23 protein-coding genes and 2 tRNA genes are annotated in these 21,959 nt (G+C 53.0%); 19 read left to right on the top strand and 6 right to left on the bottom strand.

Annotated elements, in window-relative coordinates:
• Positions 1–139 precede the first annotated feature (139 nt).
• From D3P09_RS04020 to pdxR, 3 genes are all read right to left on the bottom strand, one after another.
• A tRNA-Pro gene (locus D3P09_RS04020) sits at positions 140–216 on the bottom strand.
• 8 nt (positions 217–224) lie between these two features.
• Positions 225–300: transfer RNA gene (locus D3P09_RS04015), tRNA-Thr, on the bottom strand.
• Positions 301–379: 79 nt separating this feature from the next.
• A complete protein-coding gene (gene pdxR / locus D3P09_RS04010; protein ID WP_120107410.1) occupies positions 380–1,807 on the bottom strand; it encodes a MocR-like pyridoxine biosynthesis transcription factor PdxR in 1,428 nt (475 codons plus the stop codon).
• A gap of 106 nt (positions 1,808–1,913) precedes the next feature.
• On the opposite strand from pdxR, the gene D3P09_RS04005 reads away from it, so the two are divergent.
• Together D3P09_RS04005 and D3P09_RS04000 are read left to right on the top strand one after the other, a co-directional pair.
• On the top strand, positions 1,914–2,426 hold the full coding sequence (locus D3P09_RS04005; protein WP_120107408.1) for a pyridoxamine 5'-phosphate oxidase family protein: 513 nt from the start codon (positions 1,914–1,916) through the stop codon (positions 2,424–2,426).
• An 86-nt stretch (positions 2,427–2,512) separates the two neighbouring features.
• Positions 2,513–3,202 carry an aspartate/glutamate racemase family protein gene (locus D3P09_RS04000; protein ID WP_120107406.1) on the top strand — a complete coding sequence of 230 codons (690 nt, stop codon included), beginning with the start codon at positions 2,513–2,515 and terminating at the stop codon, positions 3,200–3,202.
• Positions 3,203–3,268: 66 nt separating this feature from the next.
• Here D3P09_RS04000 and D3P09_RS03995 read toward each other — a convergent pair whose 3' ends face one another.
• Entirely contained in the window at positions 3,269–4,588 is a 1,320-nt protein-coding gene (locus D3P09_RS03995) for a hemolysin family protein (RefSeq protein ID WP_120107404.1), read from the bottom strand.
• A gap of 237 nt (positions 4,589–4,825) precedes the next feature.
• Between D3P09_RS03995 and D3P09_RS03990 the strand changes: the two genes are divergently transcribed.
• The 10 genes from D3P09_RS03990 (at position 4,826) to thiI (ending at position 15,129) form a co-directional block, all read left to right on the top strand.
• Positions 4,826–5,560, top strand: a complete 735-nt coding sequence (locus D3P09_RS03990; protein WP_120107402.1) for a DUF1836 domain-containing protein — start codon at positions 4,826–4,828, stop codon at positions 5,558–5,560.
• A 50-nt stretch (positions 5,561–5,610) separates the two neighbouring features.
• Positions 5,611–6,525 carry a prenyltransferase gene (locus D3P09_RS03985; protein ID WP_120107400.1) on the top strand — a complete coding sequence of 305 codons (915 nt, stop codon included), beginning with the start codon at positions 5,611–5,613 and terminating at the stop codon, positions 6,523–6,525.
• Between the two features lie 43 nt (positions 6,526–6,568).
• A complete protein-coding gene (locus D3P09_RS03980; RefSeq protein WP_120107398.1) occupies positions 6,569–7,300 on the top strand; it encodes a DUF6081 family protein in 732 nt (243 codons plus the stop codon).
• A gap of 25 nt (positions 7,301–7,325) precedes the next feature.
• Complete coding sequence (locus tag D3P09_RS03975; RefSeq protein ID WP_120107396.1) at positions 7,326–8,717, top strand: sensor histidine kinase; 1,392 nt, start codon at positions 7,326–7,328, stop codon at positions 8,715–8,717.
• The gene (locus tag D3P09_RS03970) at positions 8,714–9,397 is read left to right on the top strand and encodes a response regulator (RefSeq protein ID WP_120107394.1); all 684 of its coding nucleotides are present in this window, start codon (positions 8,714–8,716) and stop codon (positions 9,395–9,397) included. Before D3P09_RS03975 ends, D3P09_RS03970 begins: the two co-directional genes overlap by 4 nt.
• 90 nt (positions 9,398–9,487) lie before the next feature.
• Entirely contained in the window at positions 9,488–10,186 is a 699-nt protein-coding gene (locus tag D3P09_RS03965) for a YwaF family protein (RefSeq protein ID WP_120107392.1), read from the top strand.
• Positions 10,183–11,781 (top strand): DUF2339 domain-containing protein, encoded by a 1,599-nt coding sequence (locus D3P09_RS03960; protein WP_165867303.1) that lies wholly within the window; start codon positions 10,183–10,185, stop codon positions 11,779–11,781. The genes D3P09_RS03965 and D3P09_RS03960 overlap by 4 nt, the downstream gene beginning before the upstream one ends.
• Positions 11,782–11,942: 161 nt before the next feature.
• The gene (locus D3P09_RS03955) at positions 11,943–12,635 is read left to right on the top strand and encodes a lytic transglycosylase domain-containing protein (protein ID WP_120107388.1); all 693 of its coding nucleotides are present in this window, start codon (positions 11,943–11,945) and stop codon (positions 12,633–12,635) included.
• A 125-nt stretch (positions 12,636–12,760) separates the two neighbouring features.
• Positions 12,761–13,912 carry a cysteine desulfurase family protein gene (locus D3P09_RS03950; RefSeq protein WP_120107386.1) on the top strand — a complete coding sequence of 384 codons (1,152 nt, stop codon included), beginning with the start codon at positions 12,761–12,763 and terminating at the stop codon, positions 13,910–13,912.
• Positions 13,909–15,129 carry a tRNA uracil 4-sulfurtransferase ThiI gene (thiI, locus tag D3P09_RS03945; RefSeq protein WP_120107384.1) on the top strand — a complete coding sequence of 407 codons (1,221 nt, stop codon included), beginning with the start codon at positions 13,909–13,911 and terminating at the stop codon, positions 15,127–15,129. The genes D3P09_RS03950 and thiI overlap by 4 nt, the downstream gene beginning before the upstream one ends.
• Positions 15,130–15,165: 36 nt before the next feature.
• Here the strand turns inward: thiI and D3P09_RS03940 are convergent, their stop codons facing one another.
• Positions 15,166–15,879 carry a TerC family protein gene (locus D3P09_RS03940; RefSeq protein ID WP_120107382.1) on the bottom strand — a complete coding sequence of 238 codons (714 nt, stop codon included), beginning with the start codon at positions 15,877–15,879 and terminating at the stop codon, positions 15,166–15,168.
• Between the two features lie 135 nt (positions 15,880–16,014).
• On the opposite strand from D3P09_RS03940, the gene D3P09_RS03935 reads away from it, so the two are divergent.
• The 7 genes from D3P09_RS03935 to D3P09_RS27550 all read left to right on the top strand — a co-directional run bounded on the left by D3P09_RS03935 (position 16,015) and on the right by D3P09_RS27550 (position 21,248).
• Complete coding sequence (locus D3P09_RS03935) at positions 16,015–16,680, top strand: TerC family protein (protein ID WP_120107380.1); 666 nt, start codon at positions 16,015–16,017, stop codon at positions 16,678–16,680.
• A 226-nt stretch (positions 16,681–16,906) separates the two neighbouring features.
• The gene (locus D3P09_RS03930; RefSeq protein ID WP_120107378.1) at positions 16,907–17,392 is read left to right on the top strand and encodes a hypothetical protein; all 486 of its coding nucleotides are present in this window, start codon (positions 16,907–16,909) and stop codon (positions 17,390–17,392) included.
• A gap of 48 nt (positions 17,393–17,440) precedes the next feature.
• A complete protein-coding gene (gene typA, locus D3P09_RS03925; RefSeq protein ID WP_120107376.1) occupies positions 17,441–19,288 on the top strand; it encodes a translational GTPase TypA in 1,848 nt (615 codons plus the stop codon).
• 74 nt (positions 19,289–19,362) lie between these two features.
• On the top strand, positions 19,363–19,674 hold the full coding sequence (locus D3P09_RS03920) for a YlaH-like family protein (RefSeq protein WP_120107374.1): 312 nt from the start codon (positions 19,363–19,365) through the stop codon (positions 19,672–19,674).
• Positions 19,671–19,949 (top strand): hypothetical protein, encoded by a 279-nt coding sequence (locus D3P09_RS03915; protein WP_120107372.1) that lies wholly within the window; start codon positions 19,671–19,673, stop codon positions 19,947–19,949. Before D3P09_RS03920 ends, D3P09_RS03915 begins: the two co-directional genes overlap by 4 nt.
• Positions 19,950–19,959: 10 nt before the next feature.
• Positions 19,960–21,018 (top strand): LCP family protein, encoded by a 1,059-nt coding sequence (locus D3P09_RS03910; protein WP_120107370.1) that lies wholly within the window; start codon positions 19,960–19,962, stop codon positions 21,016–21,018.
• Between the two features lie 86 nt (positions 21,019–21,104).
• Positions 21,105–21,248 (top strand): hypothetical protein, encoded by a 144-nt coding sequence (locus tag D3P09_RS27550; RefSeq protein ID WP_165867302.1) that lies wholly within the window; start codon positions 21,105–21,107, stop codon positions 21,246–21,248.
• 49 nt (positions 21,249–21,297) lie between these two features.
• On the opposite strand, the gene D3P09_RS03905 is transcribed toward D3P09_RS27550, so the two are convergent.
• Positions 21,298–21,921 carry a YhcN/YlaJ family sporulation lipoprotein gene (locus D3P09_RS03905; RefSeq protein ID WP_120107368.1) on the bottom strand — a complete coding sequence of 208 codons (624 nt, stop codon included), beginning with the start codon at positions 21,919–21,921 and terminating at the stop codon, positions 21,298–21,300.
• Between the last annotated feature and the right edge of the window lie 38 nt (positions 21,922–21,959).

Genomic DNA, 21,959 nt, shown 5'->3' with positions numbered 1-21,959 from the left:
CCTCGCCTGATCAATGGCGGACTTAAGCTGTAATAGTGGCTTAAGCCCGCCGTTTGTATAAATAGGGAATACGAAAAAAACGCCCTCACAGCAAGAGCTGCGAAGGCGTTAGTCGTATGTATTGCATTAAATTCGTTGATGGTCGGGACGACACGATTTGAACATGCGACCCCCTGGTCCCAAACCAGGTGCTCTACCAAGCTGAGCTACGTCCCGAGAAGGGATGGTGCCGCCGAGAGGACTTGAACCCCCAACCTACTGATTACAAGTCAGTTGCTCTACCAATTGAGCTACAGCGGCACGCGTTATTCTCGAACACAAGATGTATTATTACACAGAATGGACGGGATATGCAATACCTTTTTTAAAGTTTAAATTTTCAAATAACTATATCCTGCAGCCATGCCCGTCCAAGCTGCCGAACACCCTCTTGAAGCTGGCGCTCATCAAGTCCGCCGAACCCTAGCATCATGTAGGATGCCGGGCAATCCAGCGGATTGTTCCAATGCTTCTCCGGAGGGTAGACTCTGCAGCCGAACCGCTCGGCGAGCGGGATGAGCTCCGATGCTTGCCTTCCCTTCATATCAAGCAGCAGATGCATGCCTGAGCTGTCTCCGATAATGCCGCACTTGTCGCCGAAGACCTCGCGGATCGCATCGGTCAGCGCTTTATGCCGCGATTGGTATATGCGTCTCATTCGCCGCAGGTGGCGGGCAAAGTGTCTCCTCTTCATAAACAGCCATATCGCTTCCTGAATGAGCGGAGATACAGAAGGGCTGATGAATGACAGCCTTTGGCTGCATGCATCAAGCAGACTGTAAGGCAATATGGCATAGCTGAGCCGTGCGGACGGCAAAAAAGATTTGGAGAACGTTCCCATATAGATGACGCGGTCATGGCTGTCGAGCGCTTTGAGCGCCGGTATGGGCTCGCTGCTATAGCGGAATTCGCTGTCGTAATCATCCTCCAGGATGTAGCTGTCGTGCTCAGCTGCCCATTGCAGAAGCCGGTAGCGCTTCTGAATCGGCATGACCATGCCTAGAGGGAATTGATGGGACGGTGTCACATAGACCAGCCTGGCGTCCTTAGCCGCGCCTAGACTGGATAGATCGATGCCGTCGCTCTCTACTTCAACCGGGATCAGGCTGCAGCCCAGATTGCGCAGCACAGACTTTACGCCGCTGTAGCCAGGCTCTTCCATTGCGATCTTTTCCCTGTGCAATTGCAGCAATTGGACAAGCACGCTCATCAGGTGCTGGGTGCCCGCGCTGATAATAATCTGATCGGCGTCGCATATCACGCCTCTAGACTGGTAGACATACTCCGCAATTTCTTCGCGCAGGCCCGGATGGCCTAGACGCTCGCCGTATCCAAGCACCTTGGCATGATCTGCCGCAAGCGCTTCGGTGACGCATGTCTTCCAGGTCGAATGGGGAAAACGGTCGAAGGCAATGTCTCCATAATGGAAGTCATACAAGATGGCAGGAGACGGCCCTTCTTGCCGGCCTGCCAGCTTCCGTGACAGCTTTGACCTAAGGGGAGCAGGTGTGTGGGGCTGCTCAAGCGGCAGAATCAAATAGCCTGCCCGCTCCCGGTTCTGCAGATAGCCTTCTGCCACTAGCTGTCCGTAAGCGGATTCTACCGTATTTTTGCTAATGCCGAGATGCTGGGCAAGCTGGCGAATCGACGGGAGCGCTTCTCCTGCCGGCAGGGTTCCGCCTTCAATGCCGCTTCGAATATAGCTGTACAGCTGAATATATAACGGTGTACGATGTTTCTTCTCCAGCAGCGGCGTTATCGATAACATAATCTGTCCCCTTTGAATGATTGAGAACTGTCACTTTTGGAAGTGACAGTTTTCCTTTAAAGTGACTGTAACATAACTAAGACTGAATCGTGAAGGGGATGGAGAGATGTTTACCGTTCGGCTAGCCAAAAGAGAATGCAAGGATGAAGAGAAGATTGAGCGGTTCCTTCAGGAGGCGCAGACGGGATTTCTGGGATTGACAGATGGCATTGTCCCGTACGTGGTGCCGCTGAATTATGTATGGATGAAGGAGCGCGGCGCTTTTTATTTCCATGGGGCGGAGGAGGGGCGCAAGATGGAGCTGATGGCGCAGAAAAAGGAAGCCTGCCTTACGCTAAGCGAGTCATTCGGTACGATACCGAACCCCATTCCGGCCAAAACGGATACGGCTTACATGAGCGTCATGGCTTTCGGCGAGATGGAGCTTGTTCCCGATCTGGCAGAAGCAACGGAGGCGATGCAGGCGCTGCTGGACAAGTATGTGCCGGGCTACTATCAGTCGCCGCTTGCAGCATCCCATGTTGAAAGGTACCGCTCTTCCATTGGAAGCCGCACATTCATCTTCAAGCTAGTTGTACGCGAGCGTACAGCGAAGGAGAATGCCCAGCGGCAGAGTTGACGGCGCTAGATATTCTTTGCTTTTTATCAAAATGATATAGTACAATATCCCTTTCAAACAGCGTGGAATGAATGGGGGGAGTACGGGTGAAAACAATAGGTTTAATTGGCGGTATGAGCTGGGAATCGACAGCTGTATATTACCGGATCATCAACGAGGAAGTGAAAGCCCGGCTTGGAGGGCTGCACTCTGCAAAATGTGTGTTGTACAGCGTCGACTTCGCGGAAATTCAGCGGTATCAGGCGGAAGGCAGCTGGGACAAAGCCGGCCAGTACTTGGGGGAGGTTGCTCATTCCCTGGAGCAGGCGGGAGCGGATTTTATCGTGATTTGCACCAATACGATGCACAAAGTCATTAAAGCGATGGAAGCGAGAGTCCGTATTCCCATCCTGCATATTGCGGATGCTACAGCTAAGCAAATCCGGAAATCAAATATCCGAACAGTCGGACTGTTAGGAACGAAATATACGATGGAGCAATCCTTCTACAAATCGCGTTTGGAGTCAAACGGACTCAGTGTGGTCATTCCGAATGAAGCCGAACGAGATATCGTCAACCATATTATTTTTAAAGAGTTGTGCCTTGGAGACATTCGGCCTGCTTCCAGGGAGGCATACCAGGCGGTGATCAAGAGTTTAACCGCTCAGGGCGCGGAAGCGATTATTCTGGGATGTACCGAAATCGGGCTATTAATCGGAGCAGACGATGCAGATGTGCCTTTATTCGATACGACTGTCATTCATGCCATTGAAGCGGTTGACCGTGTCTTAGAATAATTCCATGAAAACAAGAAGAAGCGCCATCCTCTAACGGGTGGCGCTTCTTTGTATATACGATTTATATTAGGCCGTCTCAACTTCGGCTTGAGGCTCTTCAATTTGCAATTCGATTTTGCGGATACGGTTTTTGCTGGTCTCGCGGATGATGAATTTCAGATTCCCCACGTAATGTTCCTTGCCAGGCTTCGGATCTACCAGCTTGCTGTACAGCCAGCCGCCGACTGTGTCGACATCCTCTTCATCGAAGCTCATGCCGGTAAGCTGAGCCAGCTCATCCAGCAGCACTTTGCCGTCCAGCAGATAGCAGTTGTCGGCAAGCTGCTCGATTTCCTTGCGCTCGTCGGCGTCGAATTCGTCCCGGATCTCGCCCACGATTTCTTCCAATATATCTTCAATCGTAATCAGGCCGGATGTTCCGCCGTATTCGTCCACCAGAATCGCGATATGGACGCGCTCCTGCTGCATGCGCTTCAGAAGCATCTTGACCGGTGTTACCTCGGATACGCTAAGTACGGGATGAATCAGCTTTTTCAGTTCAAATGCCTTATTAGCATCATACTCCAAAAACAATTGCTTCGTATTGATCATGCCGACAATGTTGTCTTTGCTCTCCAGCGCAACCGGAAAGCGTGTATATTGTTCCTGGCGGATAATGTCCAGGTTTTCCATTAACGAATAGTTCGTATACAGGCAGATCATGTCTGTACGCGGCACCATGATTTCCTTGGCGAGCAATTCATCGAATGCGAAGATGCGGCTGACATAACCGTACTCCGTATTGTTGATTTTGCCGCTTTGGTAGCTCTCGTTCAGAATCAATTGAATCTCTTCTTCGGTGTGGGCATCCTCATGCTCCTTCATCGGCTTCAGGCCGAACAAGCGCACAAGCCCATTGGCCGAGCCGTTAAGCAGCCAGATGAACGGATACATCAATCTGTGGAAGAAGATAATCGGCTTTGCCGTCAAGAAAGTGATGAACTCCGCTTTCTGAATCGCCCATGATTTTGGAGCGAGCTCACCGACAACGACGTGGATGAAGGTAATGACGATGAACGCAATGCCGATGGACAAAGCATGGCTCAGCGTCTCATTCATTTCCATCCCATGGAATAAGGGTAAAAGTATTTTCTCTACTGTCGGTTCTCCCAGAAATCCGAGTCCGAGAGCGGTAATCGTAATACCAAGTTGGCATGCCGACAAGTAGGCATCCAGATTGCTTGTCACCTTCTGAACGGCTTGCGCGTTCTTCCGGCCCTCCAGCACCAACTGTTCAATCCGGCTTGGGCGCAGCTTGACGATGGCAAACTCCGTCGCGACGAAAAAAGCAGTCAAAAAAATAAGAAGAGCAATCAAGATTAAATTCAGTTCTATACCACTACCCATTTTCGATTCTCACTACCCTTTATATTTATAGTTTTTTATTTACTTATGCTTTACTATAGCGAAAGATTACAGGTACTGACAACTGCCAAAAGGAACGTTTTGAGGCGTTTAATTGTCATTAGGCTCATTTAGATATGGAGGAATCGACGTTCTCATCGTTTTTCGAGTCTTTACAACGTCAATTCGCAGCCGTAAGATGAGTTCATATGAACTTGTAGCACGGCAGGAGGTGCGCGGATGGATCGATATTGGCTGACCCGCCGGGAGCTTGCGGGCGTGCTGCGCTCGCTGGAAGGGCGCGGCGGCGAGAAGCCCTCGGACATATTGCGCCATGCATGGCTCAGGCATGCATCCGGCGGCGGGAGGAGCGAGCCGCGCGGCATGCCGCCGGGAAGCCAGCTTCCGCCTATCGCGGAGAAGCTGATGAGATGCGGCGATAGAAGGGGATTTTCGCTGCATGAGATTGCCGACCTCGGCCATTTGCTGGAATTTTCTACATTATCGGTAACATCCATGCAAAATTGGGTGAAAAGAGATTTCAAAATGTTTTTCCACTGTCCGCAAGCGGGCAAAAAATATTCGCTCGACCAGACGGCGATGCTGCTCATGATCGACGACCTGAAAGCCAACCTGGACTTTGAGTCGATCAGACGGCTGTTCGCCATGCTGTTCTGCGAAGGCACTGGGAAGCTAGAGGGTATAACGCCGCTGATGATATTCGATTGTTACACGAGCTTGTATCAGGCGCTTGACCGCCGCAGGCTGTGGAATTCCATGAATGAAGAGCAGATGGAGCAAGCGGTCTGGGAGGAAGCGGCCAAGTCGGCTGAGGAAGCGTCAGCCTTGACGGATGACCAGAAGGCGGCGCTTCATACGATGCTGTTCGTCGCCGTAATCTCGATTCAAGCCGCCCGCCTGCAAGCGCTGGCGAGACGCTATTGCCAAGCGGCTCTTTATATGAGGGAGTCATAATTAATGGACCGGTCCTATTTTTCCTAAACTAGAAGAGAGGTCGTACACCTATGTTGAAGTCATTCTTGAAAGCCTCGCGGTTCAGGGTTATTCCCGTCATGCTCATACCCGTGGCGCTTGGCGCGCTTGGCGCGTATGTCTGGAAGGGGGAATTCCATCCCTGGCTGTTCATCCTGACATTGATCGGAGCGGGCGCCGCCCATCTGTTCTCTAATATGGTCAATGACCTATGGGATTACAAAAGCGGTACAGATATCGCCGCCCAAGGAACGGAAGGCGCGATATCGACGAATTCCGGCTTTCTGACGAACGGGACCTGGAGCATCGGCAAATTCAAAGCCGTCACATGGCTGATGTTCGCCATTGCAGCTCTGTCTGGCGTGGCGCTCAGCTTGATTAGCGGCTGGCCAGTGCTGGTATTCGGCTTGGCAGGCGCGTTCATCGCTTACTTCTATGTGGCGCCGCCGATTCGATTCGGCTACCTGGGGAAAGGCTACAGCGAGATTGCAATTCTGCTCTCGTTCGGCGTACTGCCTGTTGCCGGAGCGTATTATGTACAGGCCTCGGAGCTGGACTACCGCGCTTTGCTGCTGTCGCTGCCGATCGGCCTGCTCACGACGCTCATTCTGTTCAATCATCACTTTCTGCACTGGGAAGCGGACAGGCAAGCCGGCAAGAAGACGCTTGTCGTCGTATGGGGAGAGCAGCGGGCGCTGAGATTTTCCCGAATCCTGATGTTCCTGGCTTATGCGTCGCTGGTTTTATGCGTTGCTGCAGGCGCGCTGCCGGTTTATGCTTTGCTTGCCCTGCTCACGGCCATTCCGATATATTTGGTATACGGAAGGCTCAGCGCGCATAATCCGTCTGTCGCTTATTTGCCATTAATGGGAGCTTCCCTGAAAGCCACCATGAACTGCGGCGCTATACTGATCATTGCGCTGATTGTACAAGGATTGATTCAATAATTAGTCTCATCATTCCACCACCAACCAGAAAGAAGGGCTACCCATGAGCAACACAAGGACGCTGGGAGATTTCCATACGATATTAGATGAAGGAGCAACGTGGAAGATCGGAGGATTCGAGCTGCCTGACGGCTCCCTCTGGCAGTACCGCGAGCCGGAGGCGGTCGTCATTGTGCGCAACGGCATTCTATATGTGCGGGCTGCGATTAGCCGGGGCCATGACAAGGTGCAGATTCTGGACAATGCGAAGCATATGTATTATTCCAACGAGCGGGTGTTGGTACCGGAATCGGGAGAGATCAGCTTCGAGCTGAAGATTCGTGCGAGAACGGCGAATACGGCTCCGGGCGACCTGTATGACGGCTATGTGTCGCTTAATTTGCTGGACTTCACAACGGGCGGGGCGCTGGACTTCTTCGTAAGCAACGACCAATACGCAAGCGTATACGCCGTGCTGCCATTCCCGGGCGTGCAAGTGCCGGACAGCGACCGCACCAAATATTTCTGTGTGTTTAAGGAAGAAAAAGAAGGATTCGAGCCGCGCGAGTTCAATACCTATAAGATTACGTACAATCGTCCGAATGACGAGGTCGTCTTCTATGTCAATGGTACAGAGGTTCGCCGAGAGCGCAATACGCCAGTGAAATTCAATGAATTTACAGTAGCGCTCGGCATTATGACCGAGAAGGACCTGACGCCTGAGGGCAGCGTATCCGCGCACGGCCAGACCGTCATTGCGGAATGGTCGCCTATTACAATAGAAGTTAAGGAATAATGTAGATAATTGAAGGAGCCGAAGCATGTTATTTGTTTTCATTGCTTTATGGACCGTAGCCAGCATTGTCTGGCTATCCGATCCGGGTTCCGCCGTGAACAGGCGTCTCGGCGCTCTCGCATTCAGCGGGGGAGCCGGGGCGCTTGCGGCGCTGCTGGATCTGAGCTGGCTGCCTTACGCGATCGAGCAAGGCGCAGGGCAGAGCGTTCAGCTGCTTTTGTACCGGCTGCAAGCGTTCTCATCCGTGTTCTCCTACTACTTTGTGCCGTACTTTTTCCTGCTGTTCGCCATCTCTTATCGCAGCATCCGGCTGAAGCGCGGCTTGGCGCTGTCGCTTCCCTGGATACTGCTTATCCCGATTGTGCTGTGCACGTTGTTTACACCCCCGTATAATACGATGCATCCGATTACCTTCACGATTGTTGTATGGTGGGCAGTACCCTATATCGCAGCGGGTGCATACCTGGTTCTCAGCAAGCGGGTGCCGCCGGCAGCGATGGCAAGGACACATTGGATGGTCTGCTTCGCGGTGCTGCCGCCGGTATTGTTCGCCATGGCGATGAATTATATCTTGCCGAGCCTGGGCATGCTGCGGATGTGGGTTTATAATACGTGGATTGTCGGACTTGGCACGCTTGTATTTGTGCTTGGCTTATTTACATACGGATTTATGGGCATTCGCATTCTGATTGACCGCAAGCGATATGACTCCACGCTGCGCGCCGTTACATCCGGGACGGCCATGCTGAACCATGCGATCAAGAACGATGCAGGCAAGCTAAGGCTGTTCGGCGAGAAAATGAAGCGATACGCCATTCAGACGGAGCAAGAGGAGCTGCTGGCGGATGTGGAGGCGGTGCTGTCGGCATCCCGCCATATGGAGGAGATGGTGGCCCGCGTACATAAGAGAACGGAAGACCTGACGCTTCGTCCCGAACGCGCGGACCTGGCGGAGGCAGTGGAGGAGGCGCTTCGGGCGCTTGAGCCGTCCCTTGGAGCGGTCGAGCTTCAAGTCTTCATGAAGAGAGGCTGGCTATGCAGCTTTGACCGGGCCCAGACGGCCGAAGCGGTAACGAATATCGCCATGAATGCGATTGAAGCGATGAACAGGCAGGGCAAGCTGACGGTTGCGCTGACGGAGACCAAGCGGGAGCTTATTCTGGAGATCGCAGATACAGGCCCCGGAATGGACCGCACGCTGCGGATGAATGCTTTTGACCCCTTTTACACGACGAAGAGAACGGGGCATAACTTTGGGCTTGGTCTGCCTTATGCGCTGCATGTCATGAGGAAGCACAAGGGCACGCTTCATATGCGCAGCAAGAAGGGCGAAGGGACAACCTTCTACTTATCCTTCCCGAAACTGGCGCTGCAGGCGGAATATGAACATACACGGACAGAGGAGCGAATGCGATGAGTGAAGCGATTCGTATCGGAATCGTAGAAGACGATCCGGACTGGCGCAGAGGGCTTGCCGATTACTTGGCGGCAGAGCCGGGCTTCCAGCTCTTATGGACAGCATCCTGCGGCAGCGAGCTGAGAGAGGCGCTGCACGGCGATGGGGATGCGCCGGACGTCATATTGATGGATATCATGCTGGACGGCCGGCCCGAGGGGATCCAGCTGGCGGAGGAAGCTTCGCTCGCTTCGGGAGCGCGCATTATAATGCTGACGTCGATGGAGGAGAAGGAGCTGATTCTGCAGTCCTTCCATGCCGGAGCAATCGATTACCAGATCAAGAGCAGCTTCGAGCGGCTGCCGGATGCGATCCGGCAAGCATACCGCAAGCAATCGCCGATCAGCCCGGAGGCGGCGGAGCAGCTGCGCGAGGAATTCAAGAGGCTGAAGGCGCTGGAGCGGGAGTTCGAGGCGAAGAAGATGAGCGATCTCATTACACCGTCCGAGCTGCAATTGCTGGGCTTGATCCAAGAGGGCTATTCTCAGCCTCAAATTGCGGATAAGCTGTTCATTACGCTCCGCACCGTCAAAAACCACGTGAACCATATTCTGAAGAAGCTTGGCGTGGACGGCTCGAAGGAAGCCGCTGCCAAGGTGAAAGAAATGGGGCTGCTGGATCATAAGAATGAGAGAAAGTAGTACCATATACAATTGGTACTATTTTTTTTATGAAAATATTGTAATCTGTATTTAAGGCCAGGTACTAAAGTTTGGCAAAAGGGGTGGCAGATGATGTTCGAGATGTTTTCGGTCCAGCATATAGCTGCAATAGCCATAGCGTTAGCTGTATTCACGGCAATCGCCTTCGGCCGCAAGCGGCTCAGGGAAGAGCGGAGCAACCGGTTGTTCCGGCTCGGCATGGCGGGGCTGCTTGCCGCATGCGAGGTTGCGCTCCAATCCTCTTACGTGATCGAGGGGAGCTGGGGAGCCGGATCGCTGCCCCTCCAGTTGTGCAGCTTGACGCTCCTACTCTCCGCAGCCGCGCTGGCCTTCAGAATCAGGCAGCTGTACAGCATCATCTACTTTCTCGGGACGCTGGGCGCACTGCAGGCGCTCGTAACGCCCAATCTGGATGAACCGTTTCCGCATTTCAGATATTTTCATTTCTTTATCGCTCATATCGGCATCATTGCTTCTGCCGTGTATCTTATGGCGGTAGAGAGATACAAGCCGACGCTGCGCTCCGTCTTCGGGGCCTGGTTATGGCTCCATGTGCTGGCTGTTCCCGCCGCCATCGTCAATATGGCGACCGGAACGACAAACTTTATGTTTCTTGCCGGCAAGCCCGCTACGGCTTCGCTGCTTGATCTGCTGGCGCCGTGGCCCTGGTATTTGCTTCAGCTTGAATTAGTTGCGATCTTGTTATGCCTGGCGTTATACGGTGTATCACAATTTGCGTATTGGATAAACGGGAGGAAAACGACATGATCAATATGTTAAAGAAACATTGGACCTCGCTCCTTGGCGCTATTTTCATCATCGCTGCTTTCGTCACGCTGTTTCAATATTCGGTAGACCGCGGCTGGGTAACAGACGCCATGAAGATCGGCTTCGGCTTGCTGGCAGGCGCAGGACTCGGTGTTGCAGGGGGGAAGCTGGCCCAGCGCCCGAAGCTTGTCATAACTGGAGAAATCCTGCTTGGCATGGGGGCTTGCATCCTGTATGCGACCTTCTCTTTTGCAGGCATCTACTACAATCTGTGGGAGCCTACGCTCGTCTTGCTGGGCATGTCGGCTGTGACGATCGGCATTACGGTCTACGCTTACCGGTTCGACTCCCGCATGCTTATGAATGTGGCTATTATCGGAGCTTTGCTTGCGCCGCTGCTGATGCGGCCGGAGACCGATCAAGTATTCACGCTGTTCCTTTATTTGTTCGTGCTGAATGCGGCTTTCTTCTATCTTAGTATAGTCAAAAGCTGGCTGGAGCTGCGCATCATCAGCTTTGCGGGCACTTGGATCATGTACACGGTCTACTTCGTCCACTTCTGGCCGTCGATGGACGGAATGTGGAGCATGCCGATCCGTTACGCGATCGCCGCTTTCCTGTTCTACACGATTGCGTTTATGGCATCGTCTTGGAAGAACAAGCTGAGCTTTGACGGCGTGGATCTGTATTTGAACATCGCCAACGGCATTCTTTTCGGCATCTGGGCATGGATTATCTGGAATGGCGATCTGGATTACGGATTTGTTCTTGCATTCATTGCGCTCGTCTACCTTATTGCCGGGCTTGCAACGTATAAGCTGGATGGGAAAATGTCCGTCTCTTCGGTTACATTCAGCCTGGGCGGCGTGCTGGTCCTGCTCATGTCGATCAACAGTTTTGGTGAAGGCATCCTGTTCAACGTCATCATGTGGACATCATATGCTTGCATGCTGACAGCCCTTGGTTATGTGAAGAAATGGATTGCTCCAACTATTCTGGGGATTATTATTTGGTTCTACGTGGGCGCGTTCTGGTATGTCGTGACTTGGAATACTCCGCGCGGCGAATGGTTCGGCGTATATATTCCATTCCTGAACTGGGGCGCGGTCGCCTGGATGCTGCTGGCGGCACTTGGCTTCTTCTTCGCCAGAAAGACCAGCTTCGACGGCTTCTCGGATACTACGAACCGCGTCTTGTCCCGCATCTACGCGCTATTGTCCCATCTGATCGTGAGCGGCTTGATGGCAAGACAGATCCAAAACATATTCACGGAATACTTTGCCGATGCGCCGCGCTTCTATATGGATTTGACCTTATCCGTCGTATGGGCGGTATACGCTCTGATGCTTATGCTGTGGGGAGCCTATTATAAGGAAAAAACGTTCAGATGGTTCGGAACGGCAGTGCTGGTTATCGTGGCTTTCAAAGCGATCTTCATGGATCTCAGCGGCAAGGACGCCCTGTTCAAGGTGCTGGTACTGCTGGTGCTGGGCGGATTGTCCTTCGCGATGACCTGGATTAACAACAAGTGGCAAGCGCCGGAGCAGAAGATTGAGCATACTGCCCTGGGCGGGAACAACGACAGCGTATCCTAAATGATGAATAAGGCCTTTCGTTCCGCAGGACAAAGGGACGGAAGGCCTTCTTGCGACCGGAAATTATGCGGGACTAGCCGCGAGGGCTAAAAACATGTACAATAAATACCGATATAAAACTCATGTGCGATATTGCTGACTTAAGTTAGGGGGCATCATTCATGAGTATAGATCCGCGTTCCATGAAGGCGCTGCTTCAGGCGCAGCTGGCGCCGAAGCTGGACTTTGGAGCTAATTCCAGAAAAACGGCGAACCGTTCATCCGATGAGACGGCTACGCCATTCGATACGATCTTAACGTCCCGCATTGCCGGCTCAGGGGGCGAATCCGACGGCTCCGGCAAGGCGCCGGTCTGGTCCGATACCTTGTGGGAACAACTGTCCTCTTATTCGTTCGATCACGTAAGTCCGGCTAGCAAGCTGTCGGACCTGTCAGGAACCTTCGACTCGTCGTCGCCATTTGCCGGACTGATTCAGCAAGCGTCAGCCCAATACGGCGTATCTGCGAATCTGATTCAAGCCGTAATCGCCACAGAATCGGGCTTTAATCCGGCGGCTCAGTCCCATGCAGGCGCCAAAGGGCTCATGCAGCTGATGGACGGAACGGCGAGAGGGCTTGGCGTAACGGACTCCTTCGATCCGGTTCAGAACATTCAAGGCGGCACGAGATACCTTGCGATGCTGCTGCGGAAGTATGGGGGAGACGAAGCGGTAGCGCTAGCGGCATACAATGCCGGACCTGGCAGAATCGACCGTCTGGGCATTTCCTCGCAAGAGGAGCTGCTGGCGAAGTGGGACGAGCTGCCTGCGGAGACGCAGCGTTATATCGGCAAAGTGCAGCAGGCTAAACTATAAGTGCGAGTTCAAAAAGTCCGGTTTTTGAACAACCTCTTTAACGTATCGAGATCACGATTCACGGGTCGCACCGACTGCGGCAGAATCGCGGTCTCTTCTTTTTTTCGAGGAAAGGATGATTAACGATGATCTACTTCGACCATTGCGCTTCGACTCCGCCATATGAAGAGGTCGTGACCGCTATGATGGAGGTTATGCGCAAGCATTATGCCAACCCGTCGTCCCTTCATGCCAGCGGCGCGGCAGCCGCCAAGCTGATCGAGCGCTCTCGCTCGCTGGTAGCCGCTCAGCTCGGCACGACGCAAGGGAGCTGGCTGTTCACCTCCGGAGGCACGGAGTCGAACAATCTGGCGATTAAGGGCGCAGCCAGACAATATCGTTCGCGCGGCAATCATATTATTGCATCCGGCATCGAGCACGCCTCCGTGAACGAAGCGCTGAGGCAGCTGGAATCGGAGGGCTATCGGATTACGTATCTGCCCGTCAGCGAGAGCGGCCATGTATCCGCCGAGTCCGTGCGTGATGCGTTGACGGACGAGACGATTCTGGTTACGGTTATGCATGTGAACAATGAGATCGGCACCATTCAGCCCATTCGCGAGATCGGCGGGCTGCTGTGCGGCTATCCGCAAATTCTGTTCCATGTGGATGCGGTGCAAAGCCTGGGCAAGGTCCCGATCGAGCCAGAGGCTTGGGGCATCGATCTTGTGAGCGGATCCGCTCACAAGCTGCGGGGTCCCAGAGGGCTCGGCTGGCTGTATGTGAGAGACGGGGTGAAGCTGCATGCGCTGTCTTCGGGCGGCTCGCATGAGGGGGGCTTCCGCGCAGGCACGGAGAACGTCCCGGCCATCGTCGCCTCATCGAAGGCGCTGCGCATGTCGCTGGAGACGATGGAGGAACGCACGGAGAGAATGCGCGGGCTCGCCCGCCGCTTGCGTGAATTCATCGGTTCACGGCCGGAGCTGAAGCTGAACGGCGCTGAGCCGCTTGCTCCGCATATCGTTCATTTCTCTTATCCGGGCATGAAGCCGGAAGTGATCGTTCATATGCTGGAGACGCATGATATAATAGCATCGACGAAATCGGCTTGCTCCTCGAAGGACAACAAGCCGAGCCGGGTATTGCTGGCGATCGGCGCGAATGCCGCGCAAGCATCCGGAGGCGTGCGCGTCAGCTTCGGCGACGAGCACAGGGAAGAGCATGTGGAGCGGCTGATCGCAGCTCTGACGACTGTCATTGAACAATTAAAGCCGCTTGAGAGGGGTAACCAACATTGATATACGACCAAATCGTGCTTCGCTATGGCGATCTGATTATGAAGGGCAGAAACCGCAACCAGTTCGAGAAGCGGATGCACCGCCAGGTGAAAAACGCGCTGAAGCCATTCCCGGGCGTAACATATTGGAAGACATTTGGCCGGCTCTACGTGAAGCTGAACGGTCAGCCTTATGAGCCGATAGCGGACAGGCTGAAGGACCTGTTCGGCATCGTGTCGCTAAGTCCGGTCATCAGCACAGTATCCGAGCTGGAGGCCATCCGGGCGACAGCAATGACCTTGATGAATTCCCTGAAGACACCGCCTAAGACGTTCAAGGTGAGCGTGAAGCGGGCGTGGAAGGGCTTCCCCCATCAGTCGCAGCAAATGAATCATCTGGTCGGCGCCCATGTTCTGCGTGCATTCCCAGAGCTGAGCGTAGATGTGCGGAATCCGGAAGTGGAGCTGAAGGTGGACATCCAGGAGGAGGCAACTTACCTGTTCTGCGAGGTTATTCCTGCAGCCGGCGGCTTCCCGTTCGGCTCGAATGGCAAAGCCATGCTGCTGCTCTCCGGAGGCATCGACAGTCCTGTTGCAGGCTGGATGGCGCTGCGGAAGGGGCTTGAGATTGAAGCTGTCCACTTCCACAGCTATCCGTTCACAAGCGAGCAGGCGAAGGATAAGGTCATTACGCTGGCGAAGCGGTTGTCCTATTTCAGCGGCGCGCCGCTGAAGCTGCACCTGGTGCCGTTCACGGAAATTCAGACGACATTGGCGAAGTCCGGCCAAGACAATCTTATGATTACGCTGATGCGCAGAATTATGCTGCGGATTACGGAAGCGCTAGCGATCCGCAATGGCGCGCTTGGTATCGTTACCGGCGAAAGTCTGGGCCAGGTAGCCAGCCAAACCTTGCCGAGCATGAACGTCATCGGACGAGCAACCCAATTGCCGATGCTCAAGCCGCTTATCATGATGGACAAAAGCGAAATCATTGCCATGGCTGAGAAGATCGGCACGTTCCAGACGTCTATTCTGCCTTATGAGGACTGCTGCACCTTGTTCTTGCCGAAGTCGCCAAGCACGAATCCGAATCTTCATATCGTGGAGAATATCGAGGCGGGCATTGCCAATCTGGATGCCATGATGGAGGAAGCGGTCAAAGGAACGGAATATATGTACCTGTCTCCTGGTGAGATTAAGACTAAAGAGAGTGCCGAGGAAGACGAATGGTTCTAACTGCCGTAGAAGGGCAAAAAAAGAAGCAGCCATCCCTTAGTGGGACTGGCTGCTTTTTTGTCCGGCGGCTTGCTTTCGTTTGTTGACGAGATATCCCGCTCCCACCGTCAAGATGATGACGACGATGATGAACGTCCAGTAGATGGCTTTGTTTTCGTCCAGTGCACCGTGGAATTGTTTTTCATGCGTAATCATTTTGGAAGCGGTATAGGCAAGTACGGCGGAGCCTATATAGACAATCCACTCGAATTTGTTAATAAGCTTGATAAAGAGCGTGCTGCCCCATACGACGACCGGAACGCTGATGATCAAGCCGAGAATGACGAGAATAATTTCATGCTCGCCATGAGAGGAGCCCTTAGCCGCGCCAGCGACTGCGATAACGTTGTCGATGCCCATCGCCGCATCCGCGATAATGATTGTGCGGATGGATTGCCACAGCGTATTGCCCGCTTTGATGTTGTCGTGATTGTCTTCCTGTACGAGCAGCTTGAACGCGATCCAGAGCAGCAGCAGGCCGCCTACCAGATTGAGCCAAGGCACGGACAGCAACTGTACGACTAGGAGCGTCGCGATGACACGAATGCCGACCGCTCCGACAGTCCCCCAGATGACAGCTTTCTTCTGCTGGTGCTGTGGAAGCTTGCGTGCAGCCAAACCTATGACAATGGCATTATCCCCGGCCAGAATAAGGTCGATGAATACGATAGTCAACAGGGCGGTGAAAAATTCGACCGTGAAAAAGTCCATATTGATGTTTCCTCCTCTCTATCTCTATGCTTGCTTATTGAAGTCTACAATAAATCAGGAATTTCGTGAAGATGGATTTTTGGACATATTCCCCATAGCTTGTTCATACCCCTGTTATGAGAGGGGAGATCGATCGTGGACAGCGTACTTATTTTTCTTCAAATTGCGTTAATTAATGTATTGTTAAGCGGAGACAATGCAATCGTCATCGCGATGGCGAGCCAGCATCTGCCGCCGGGGCAGCGCCAGAAGGCGATCTGGTGGGGAGCATTCGCGGCAGTGGGACTGCGCTGCATCCTTACGGTTGTAGCGCTGCAATTGCTTCAAATTCCGTATTTGCAAGCGGCCGGCGCCATTCTGCTGCTGTACATCGCCGTCAAGCTGCTGGGAGACGCAGGTGATATGCCGGATACCCATCAAGTGAAACGAGCGGCGACGCTGGGTCATGCGGTATGGACCATTGTAACGGCCGATTTTATCATGAGTCTTGATAATGTGCTGGCGATCGCTGCTGTCGCAGACGGTGACCTCGTTCTTATTCTGCTCGGGATTGCGCTGAGCATACCGATGATTATATGGGGCAGCCAATTGCTGGGAAAGCTGTTGGCCAAATTCCCTTTCCTCGCTTATATCGGAGCAGGCCTGCTCGCCTTTGCGGCAGGGGAAATGCTAATGAAGGATCCCGGGCTTCACGCCTCTGTATTCCATGGCAACGGTACGCTGGATCAGCTGATTCCGCTGCTTTGCGTGCCGCTGGTCGTCATCCTGGCTATTTTGAAAAAACGGGCGGAGTACCGGTAAGGAACTGCTCGAAACATTAGAACCCGGTTATCGACCCAATATTGCGACGATGGGATTGTGCGGGAACAGCGAGCAATCGCTGTTTTTTGCATGGTTTTGCTTTTTTTTGTGAATCTCTCGACAGATTACTGGTTTTTTTGCCGCAGTTCCATTAAACTAATAAAGATAAAAAAACTGGCGTCTTTCGTCTGTCTATACGATCGATGTTGTAAGGAGCGGAATGAATATGCCTACTAACAAATATTCCGCTGGAATTATCCTGCTGTTAGCCGGGGTCATTATCTTGTTGGGCAAAATAGGTGTGTTCGGCTTTTTGGGAGCGATCTTTTGGCCGCTGCTTGTCCTGATTCCCGGGGTACTGCTTCATGTGCTCTATTTCGGCAGAGTAGTTCCGGCCGTTATGCTGGTTCCCGGCGGAATGCTCGTAGTATACGCACTGCTGTTTATCATTTGCAACATTTTTGGATGGGATAGCTTAAAGTATCTATGGCCGATGTTCATCTTCGGCTTTGCCGCAGGGTTATATGAATACTACATGTTCGGCGGGTCTTCCGTGCCGCGCGTCGTGTTCACGGCGTCTATCGCGCTGGCAGCGGCATCCGTTCTGTTCCTGGTGCTTGTTCTAATGTGGAGCTGGGGAATTTACCTCATTGCGGCTCTGTTCATTGCGGCAGGCGCTTGGATGATGTTCGGTCCGCGCAAACGCTGGTAGGTCAGATTTAAAGGTTAATCTAAAAACAATTGGAGTGGATTATTTCTTATGCAAGCAAGAGAGAACTTACGCAACATCGCGATTATCGCTCACGTTGACCATGGCAAAACAACACTGGTTGACAAGCTGCTTCAACAATCGGGAACATTCAGAGAACATGAATCGGTGCAAGAGCGTGCGATGGACTCCGGTGATCTGGAACGGGAACGCGGCATTACAATCCTGGCCAAAAACACAGCCATTACGTACAAGAATTATCTGATCAACATCGTGGATACACCAGGTCACGCCGACTTCGGCGGCGAGGTTGAGCGGATTATGAAGATGGTTGACGGCGTGCTGTTGGTCGTTGACGCATTCGAAGGCTGTATGCCGCAGACAAAGTTCGTGCTGCGCAAGGCGCTTGAGCATCAGCTTACGCCAATCGTAGTCGTGAACAAGATTGACCGTCCGAACGCAAGACCGGTTGAAGTTATTGACGAAGTTCTTGATCTGTTCATTGAACTGGGGGCGAATGACGATCAGCTGGAATTCCCGGTCGTATACGCTTCGGCGCTGATGGGTACATCCAGCCTGGATCCGGAACCTGAGAAGCAGGACGACAACATGATGGCGCTCTATGACACCATCGTGAGCCATATTCCTTCCCCGACCGAAAATGTGGAAGAGCCGCTCCAATTCCTCGTAACCCTTCTTGACTATAATGAATATCTGGGCCGTATTGCGATTGGCCGTGTCAACCGCGGTACAATCAAGCAAGGTCAGCCTGTAGCTGTTATTGACCGCGACGGCAAGACGAAGCAGGCGAGAATTGAGAAGCTGTTCGGCTTCCAGGGCCTGAAGCGCGTCGAAATCGCAGAAGCTGGCGCAGGCGACATCGTTGCGATTGCAGGTATTCGTGAAATCAATATCGGCGAGACGATTGCCGACCCTCAGCGTCCTGAAGCGCTTCCGGTTCTGAAGATTGACGAGCCTACGCTTCAAATGACCTTCCTTGTCAACAACAGCCCGTTCGCAGGCCGCGAAGGCAAATGGGTAACATCCCGCAAGCTGCGCGAGCGCTTGTTCAAAGAGCTGGAGACAGACGTTGCGCTTCGCGTCGATGAGACGGAGAGCCCGGACGCATTCGTCGTATCGGGACGCGGCGAGCTGCATCTTGGCATTCTGATCGAGAATATGCGCCGTGAAGGCTATGAGCTGCAAGTTTCCAAGCCGGAGGTTATCGTGAAGGAAATCGACGGCATGAAGCAAGAGCCGTACGAGCGCCTGCTGATTGACGTGCCGGAAGAGAGCATGGGCGCTGTTATGGAGAGCCTTGGCACGCGCAAAGCCGAGATGGTCAATATGATCAATAACGGCAACGGACAGGTGCGCTTGGAATTCATTATTCCGGCTCGCGGCCTGATCGGCTACCGTACTTCTTTCTTGACGCTGACACGCGGTTACGGCATTATGAACCATGCGTTCGACAGCTACGGACCGCTCGCCGGCGCCAGCGTAGGCGGACGCCATCAAGGCGTGCTTGTCGCAAGCGAGAACGGCACTTCTACGTTCTATGGCATGCTGGGCGTTGAAGACCGCGGCCTGATGTTCTTGGAGCCGGGCGCAGAGATTTATGAAGGCATGATCGTTGGCGAGCATAATCGTGACAACGACATTATCGTCAATATTTGTAAAGAAAAGCAATTGTCCAACGTCCGTTCGGCGGGCAAGGACGATACGGTGAAGCTGAAGACACCGGTCATCTTCTCCCTGGAGCAAGCTTTGGAATATTTGAACGATGATGAATATTGCGAAATTACGCCGAAGTCGATTCGCCTGCGCAAGAAGATTCTTGTGAAGAGCGAACGCGAGCGCGCGGAGAAGCATCGCAAAATGTCGCAAGCCGGCGTATAAGCCGATTGCCAATATCGACAACGAAAGCGGGCATATCCGAAAGGACTGCTAACTTGCGTTAGGAGGTAAGTAGGATGCAGGAGTGGTTAAGCGAGCATAAGCTCGTTTCCTATCTTCTTATATTGGGTTTCACGATTTATATCTTTAATTCGGTATTCCGCCCACAGGCTAAGCTGCCGATTATTAAAGAAATTCTAGTCTACATCGTCATGGCGATCGGCTCGTTCGTCCTGATGATTATGCAGGTCGACAAGCTTCCTATCATCCAATGTATGGGAATTGCTGTGCTCATGATGCTAATGCTAAGAGGGCGTCAGATGTATGACAAGTGGAAGAAAGGCAAGACAGGCGGGGCGGAAGCGAGCAAAGCGGAGTCAGGCCAATGAGACTGGAGGACGCGCTGTTCAATTGGCTGCAGATCCGGCTAGTCGCCGATGCGAGACAAGAGGATAAGGCTGCGCGCGACACGCTTGCTTTTTTTGAAGAAATATTGCGGGATGATCATGGTCTGACGTCGTTCGAGATCGAGAAGTCTGATGAGACCATGCTGCATGTTCGTTATATGAAGGAAGGCCGTTCTTTACTCAAGCTGGTTCCCCGGGAAGCCGGGGAACAGCTTCTTCATGACATTAATGCTACACCCAAATACAACGAAGCTTGAAGGTGAGAGAATGAGCCAACAACCGAACTCATTGCCGCCGCGTTCAAGCGCGCGAAAAAGCTCTTCTGCTGCCAAACCCGGCAAGGAGAAGAAGAAAAAAAGAAATCCGCTGCTAAAGGCTTTCTTTTTTCTTTTATTCGGACTGCTGCTTACAGCGGCGGCACTTATAGTTGTGGTGGCGCTTAAAACTTCGGATGCCATTGACACGATTGCGCTGCCTGAGACGGAGGCTACCCCCGTTCCTGTGACGGAATCGGTCAAGCAAAAGCCGGTTGCTTTTGTGCTCATGGGGATTGATTCCCGTGACCACGGCGGAGGTTTGAATACGGACGTGATGATGGTTGCGGCCTTTAACCCGAACACCAAAAAGGCGACAGTCGTTACGATTCCCCGCGATACATATGTCGAAGTGGAAAACTACCGCGGCCGTAAGGCCAATCGCTTCTATGCAGACGGCTATGTGGTTGCTTCTCGGGACAAGGGAATGAGCAAAGAGGCGGCTGATCTGGAAGGGAAGAAGATGGTTAAGGAGGTCATGGGCAAGCTGTTTGATATCGATATCAAATACGCCTCCATGATCAATTTCCAGGGCTTCTCCGATGTGGTCGACGCATTAGGCGGGGTCGAGGTAAATGTAGATATGCGCATGAAATACAGAGATACCCGCGACGGCACGAATATCGATCTGCAGCCTGGGTTCCAGGAGCTGGACGGCAAGGAAGCACTTGATTTCGTCCGCTACCGCAAATCGAATGACGGCAAAAACATGTCCAGCGACTTTGACCGCAACCGCCGCCAAGCGGAAGTGATGAGCGCGATATTGGACAAGCTTGTCAGTATGGGCGGCATTACGAAGATTACCAGTGTCATCGATGCCGTAGGCAAAAACATCTCCGCAGATATGCATAGGCAGGAAATAACCCGCATGCTCGAAACGTATTATACGATCCGCAGCAGCGATATTGAGTTCTTGTCCCTTGATGGCGTATGGAAAAGCCCGAATGTGTATGTCGATGAAGCCAGTCTTGCGAAGGCGAAAGCCGCCCTCCAGGCAAAAATGGCTGAATGACCGTAGACTGCCGGTAATATTATAGCTATAATAGGAGCTAAGCAGCTGCTTTTGAATGAAGGCCGATTCAGAAGGAGGTTATGCGGATGAATAATCCAGCAGTAATCGCGGTTAACCCGCATCCTGACGATATGTATGGTTGGAGCAGGCGGCTCGCTGTTGTTTCTGTTGCCAAAGGGAAAGATGAGGACAAGTATAGAGCTGTGCGCATGCACATGAAGGAAGCCTAGTGAGCTGATCACTAGGCTTTTTGCGTCTTTTGGACAGCTTTACCGTTTCTTAACGTGAGCGTGACGGCGCAGGCTTGGTGAGGCTGTTTGGCTCGAGGACCTCGCCTTCCGCATCGTTGTCCGGGCCCTGAGCGGGATCCGGTTCGGGCTCTGTCATCCCGTTGCTGTCGTCGAGCTCCGAGTCGGGAGGCACGATATCGCGCGGGAGCTGGGGAACGAGACGTCCCATAATGTCGGCAAGCTCTTCAGCAAAGCCGGAGAACGGATGTCCATTGCGGATGTCGTTGCCGATCTCCGCCAGGCGGTTGGCAATATCGACGTCGGCTGTGACGAAGGCGTCAACGCCGTATTCGTCATGGCGGAACGCCTCAGCCACCGAATATTTGATCGTGCCGACACGCGAACGCTCTAAGGTGCCGTCGACATCAATGCCTACTATTGCGGTATTGCCTACAATGACGCAGTGAGCATTCTCTACGCCGCTCACGCCTTTGGCCAGCTCTTCCAGATGTGCCTCCACTTCGCTGCGATTTTCTATGAGCTTCTTGCCGCTGCCGTCTTGCGCAGCCTGATAGCGGCGATCATTTTGCGGGGAGGGTGATGTATCGTGTCGCGCGCCACAGCCTGTAGCCAGTAACGCTATAACGATTGCCGCAGATAACCATTTGTACATGTATGCCACCTCTTTTTCGTGTGTGTATCGCGCCGTTT

It is taken from the genome of Paenibacillus pinisoli (assembly GCF_003605435.1).
GTDB lineage: Bacteria > Bacillota > Bacilli > Paenibacillales > Paenibacillaceae > Pristimantibacillus > Pristimantibacillus pinisoli.
Note: the sequence above shows the minus strand (reverse complement) of the source record. Positions and strands in the feature narration are given on the sequence as shown.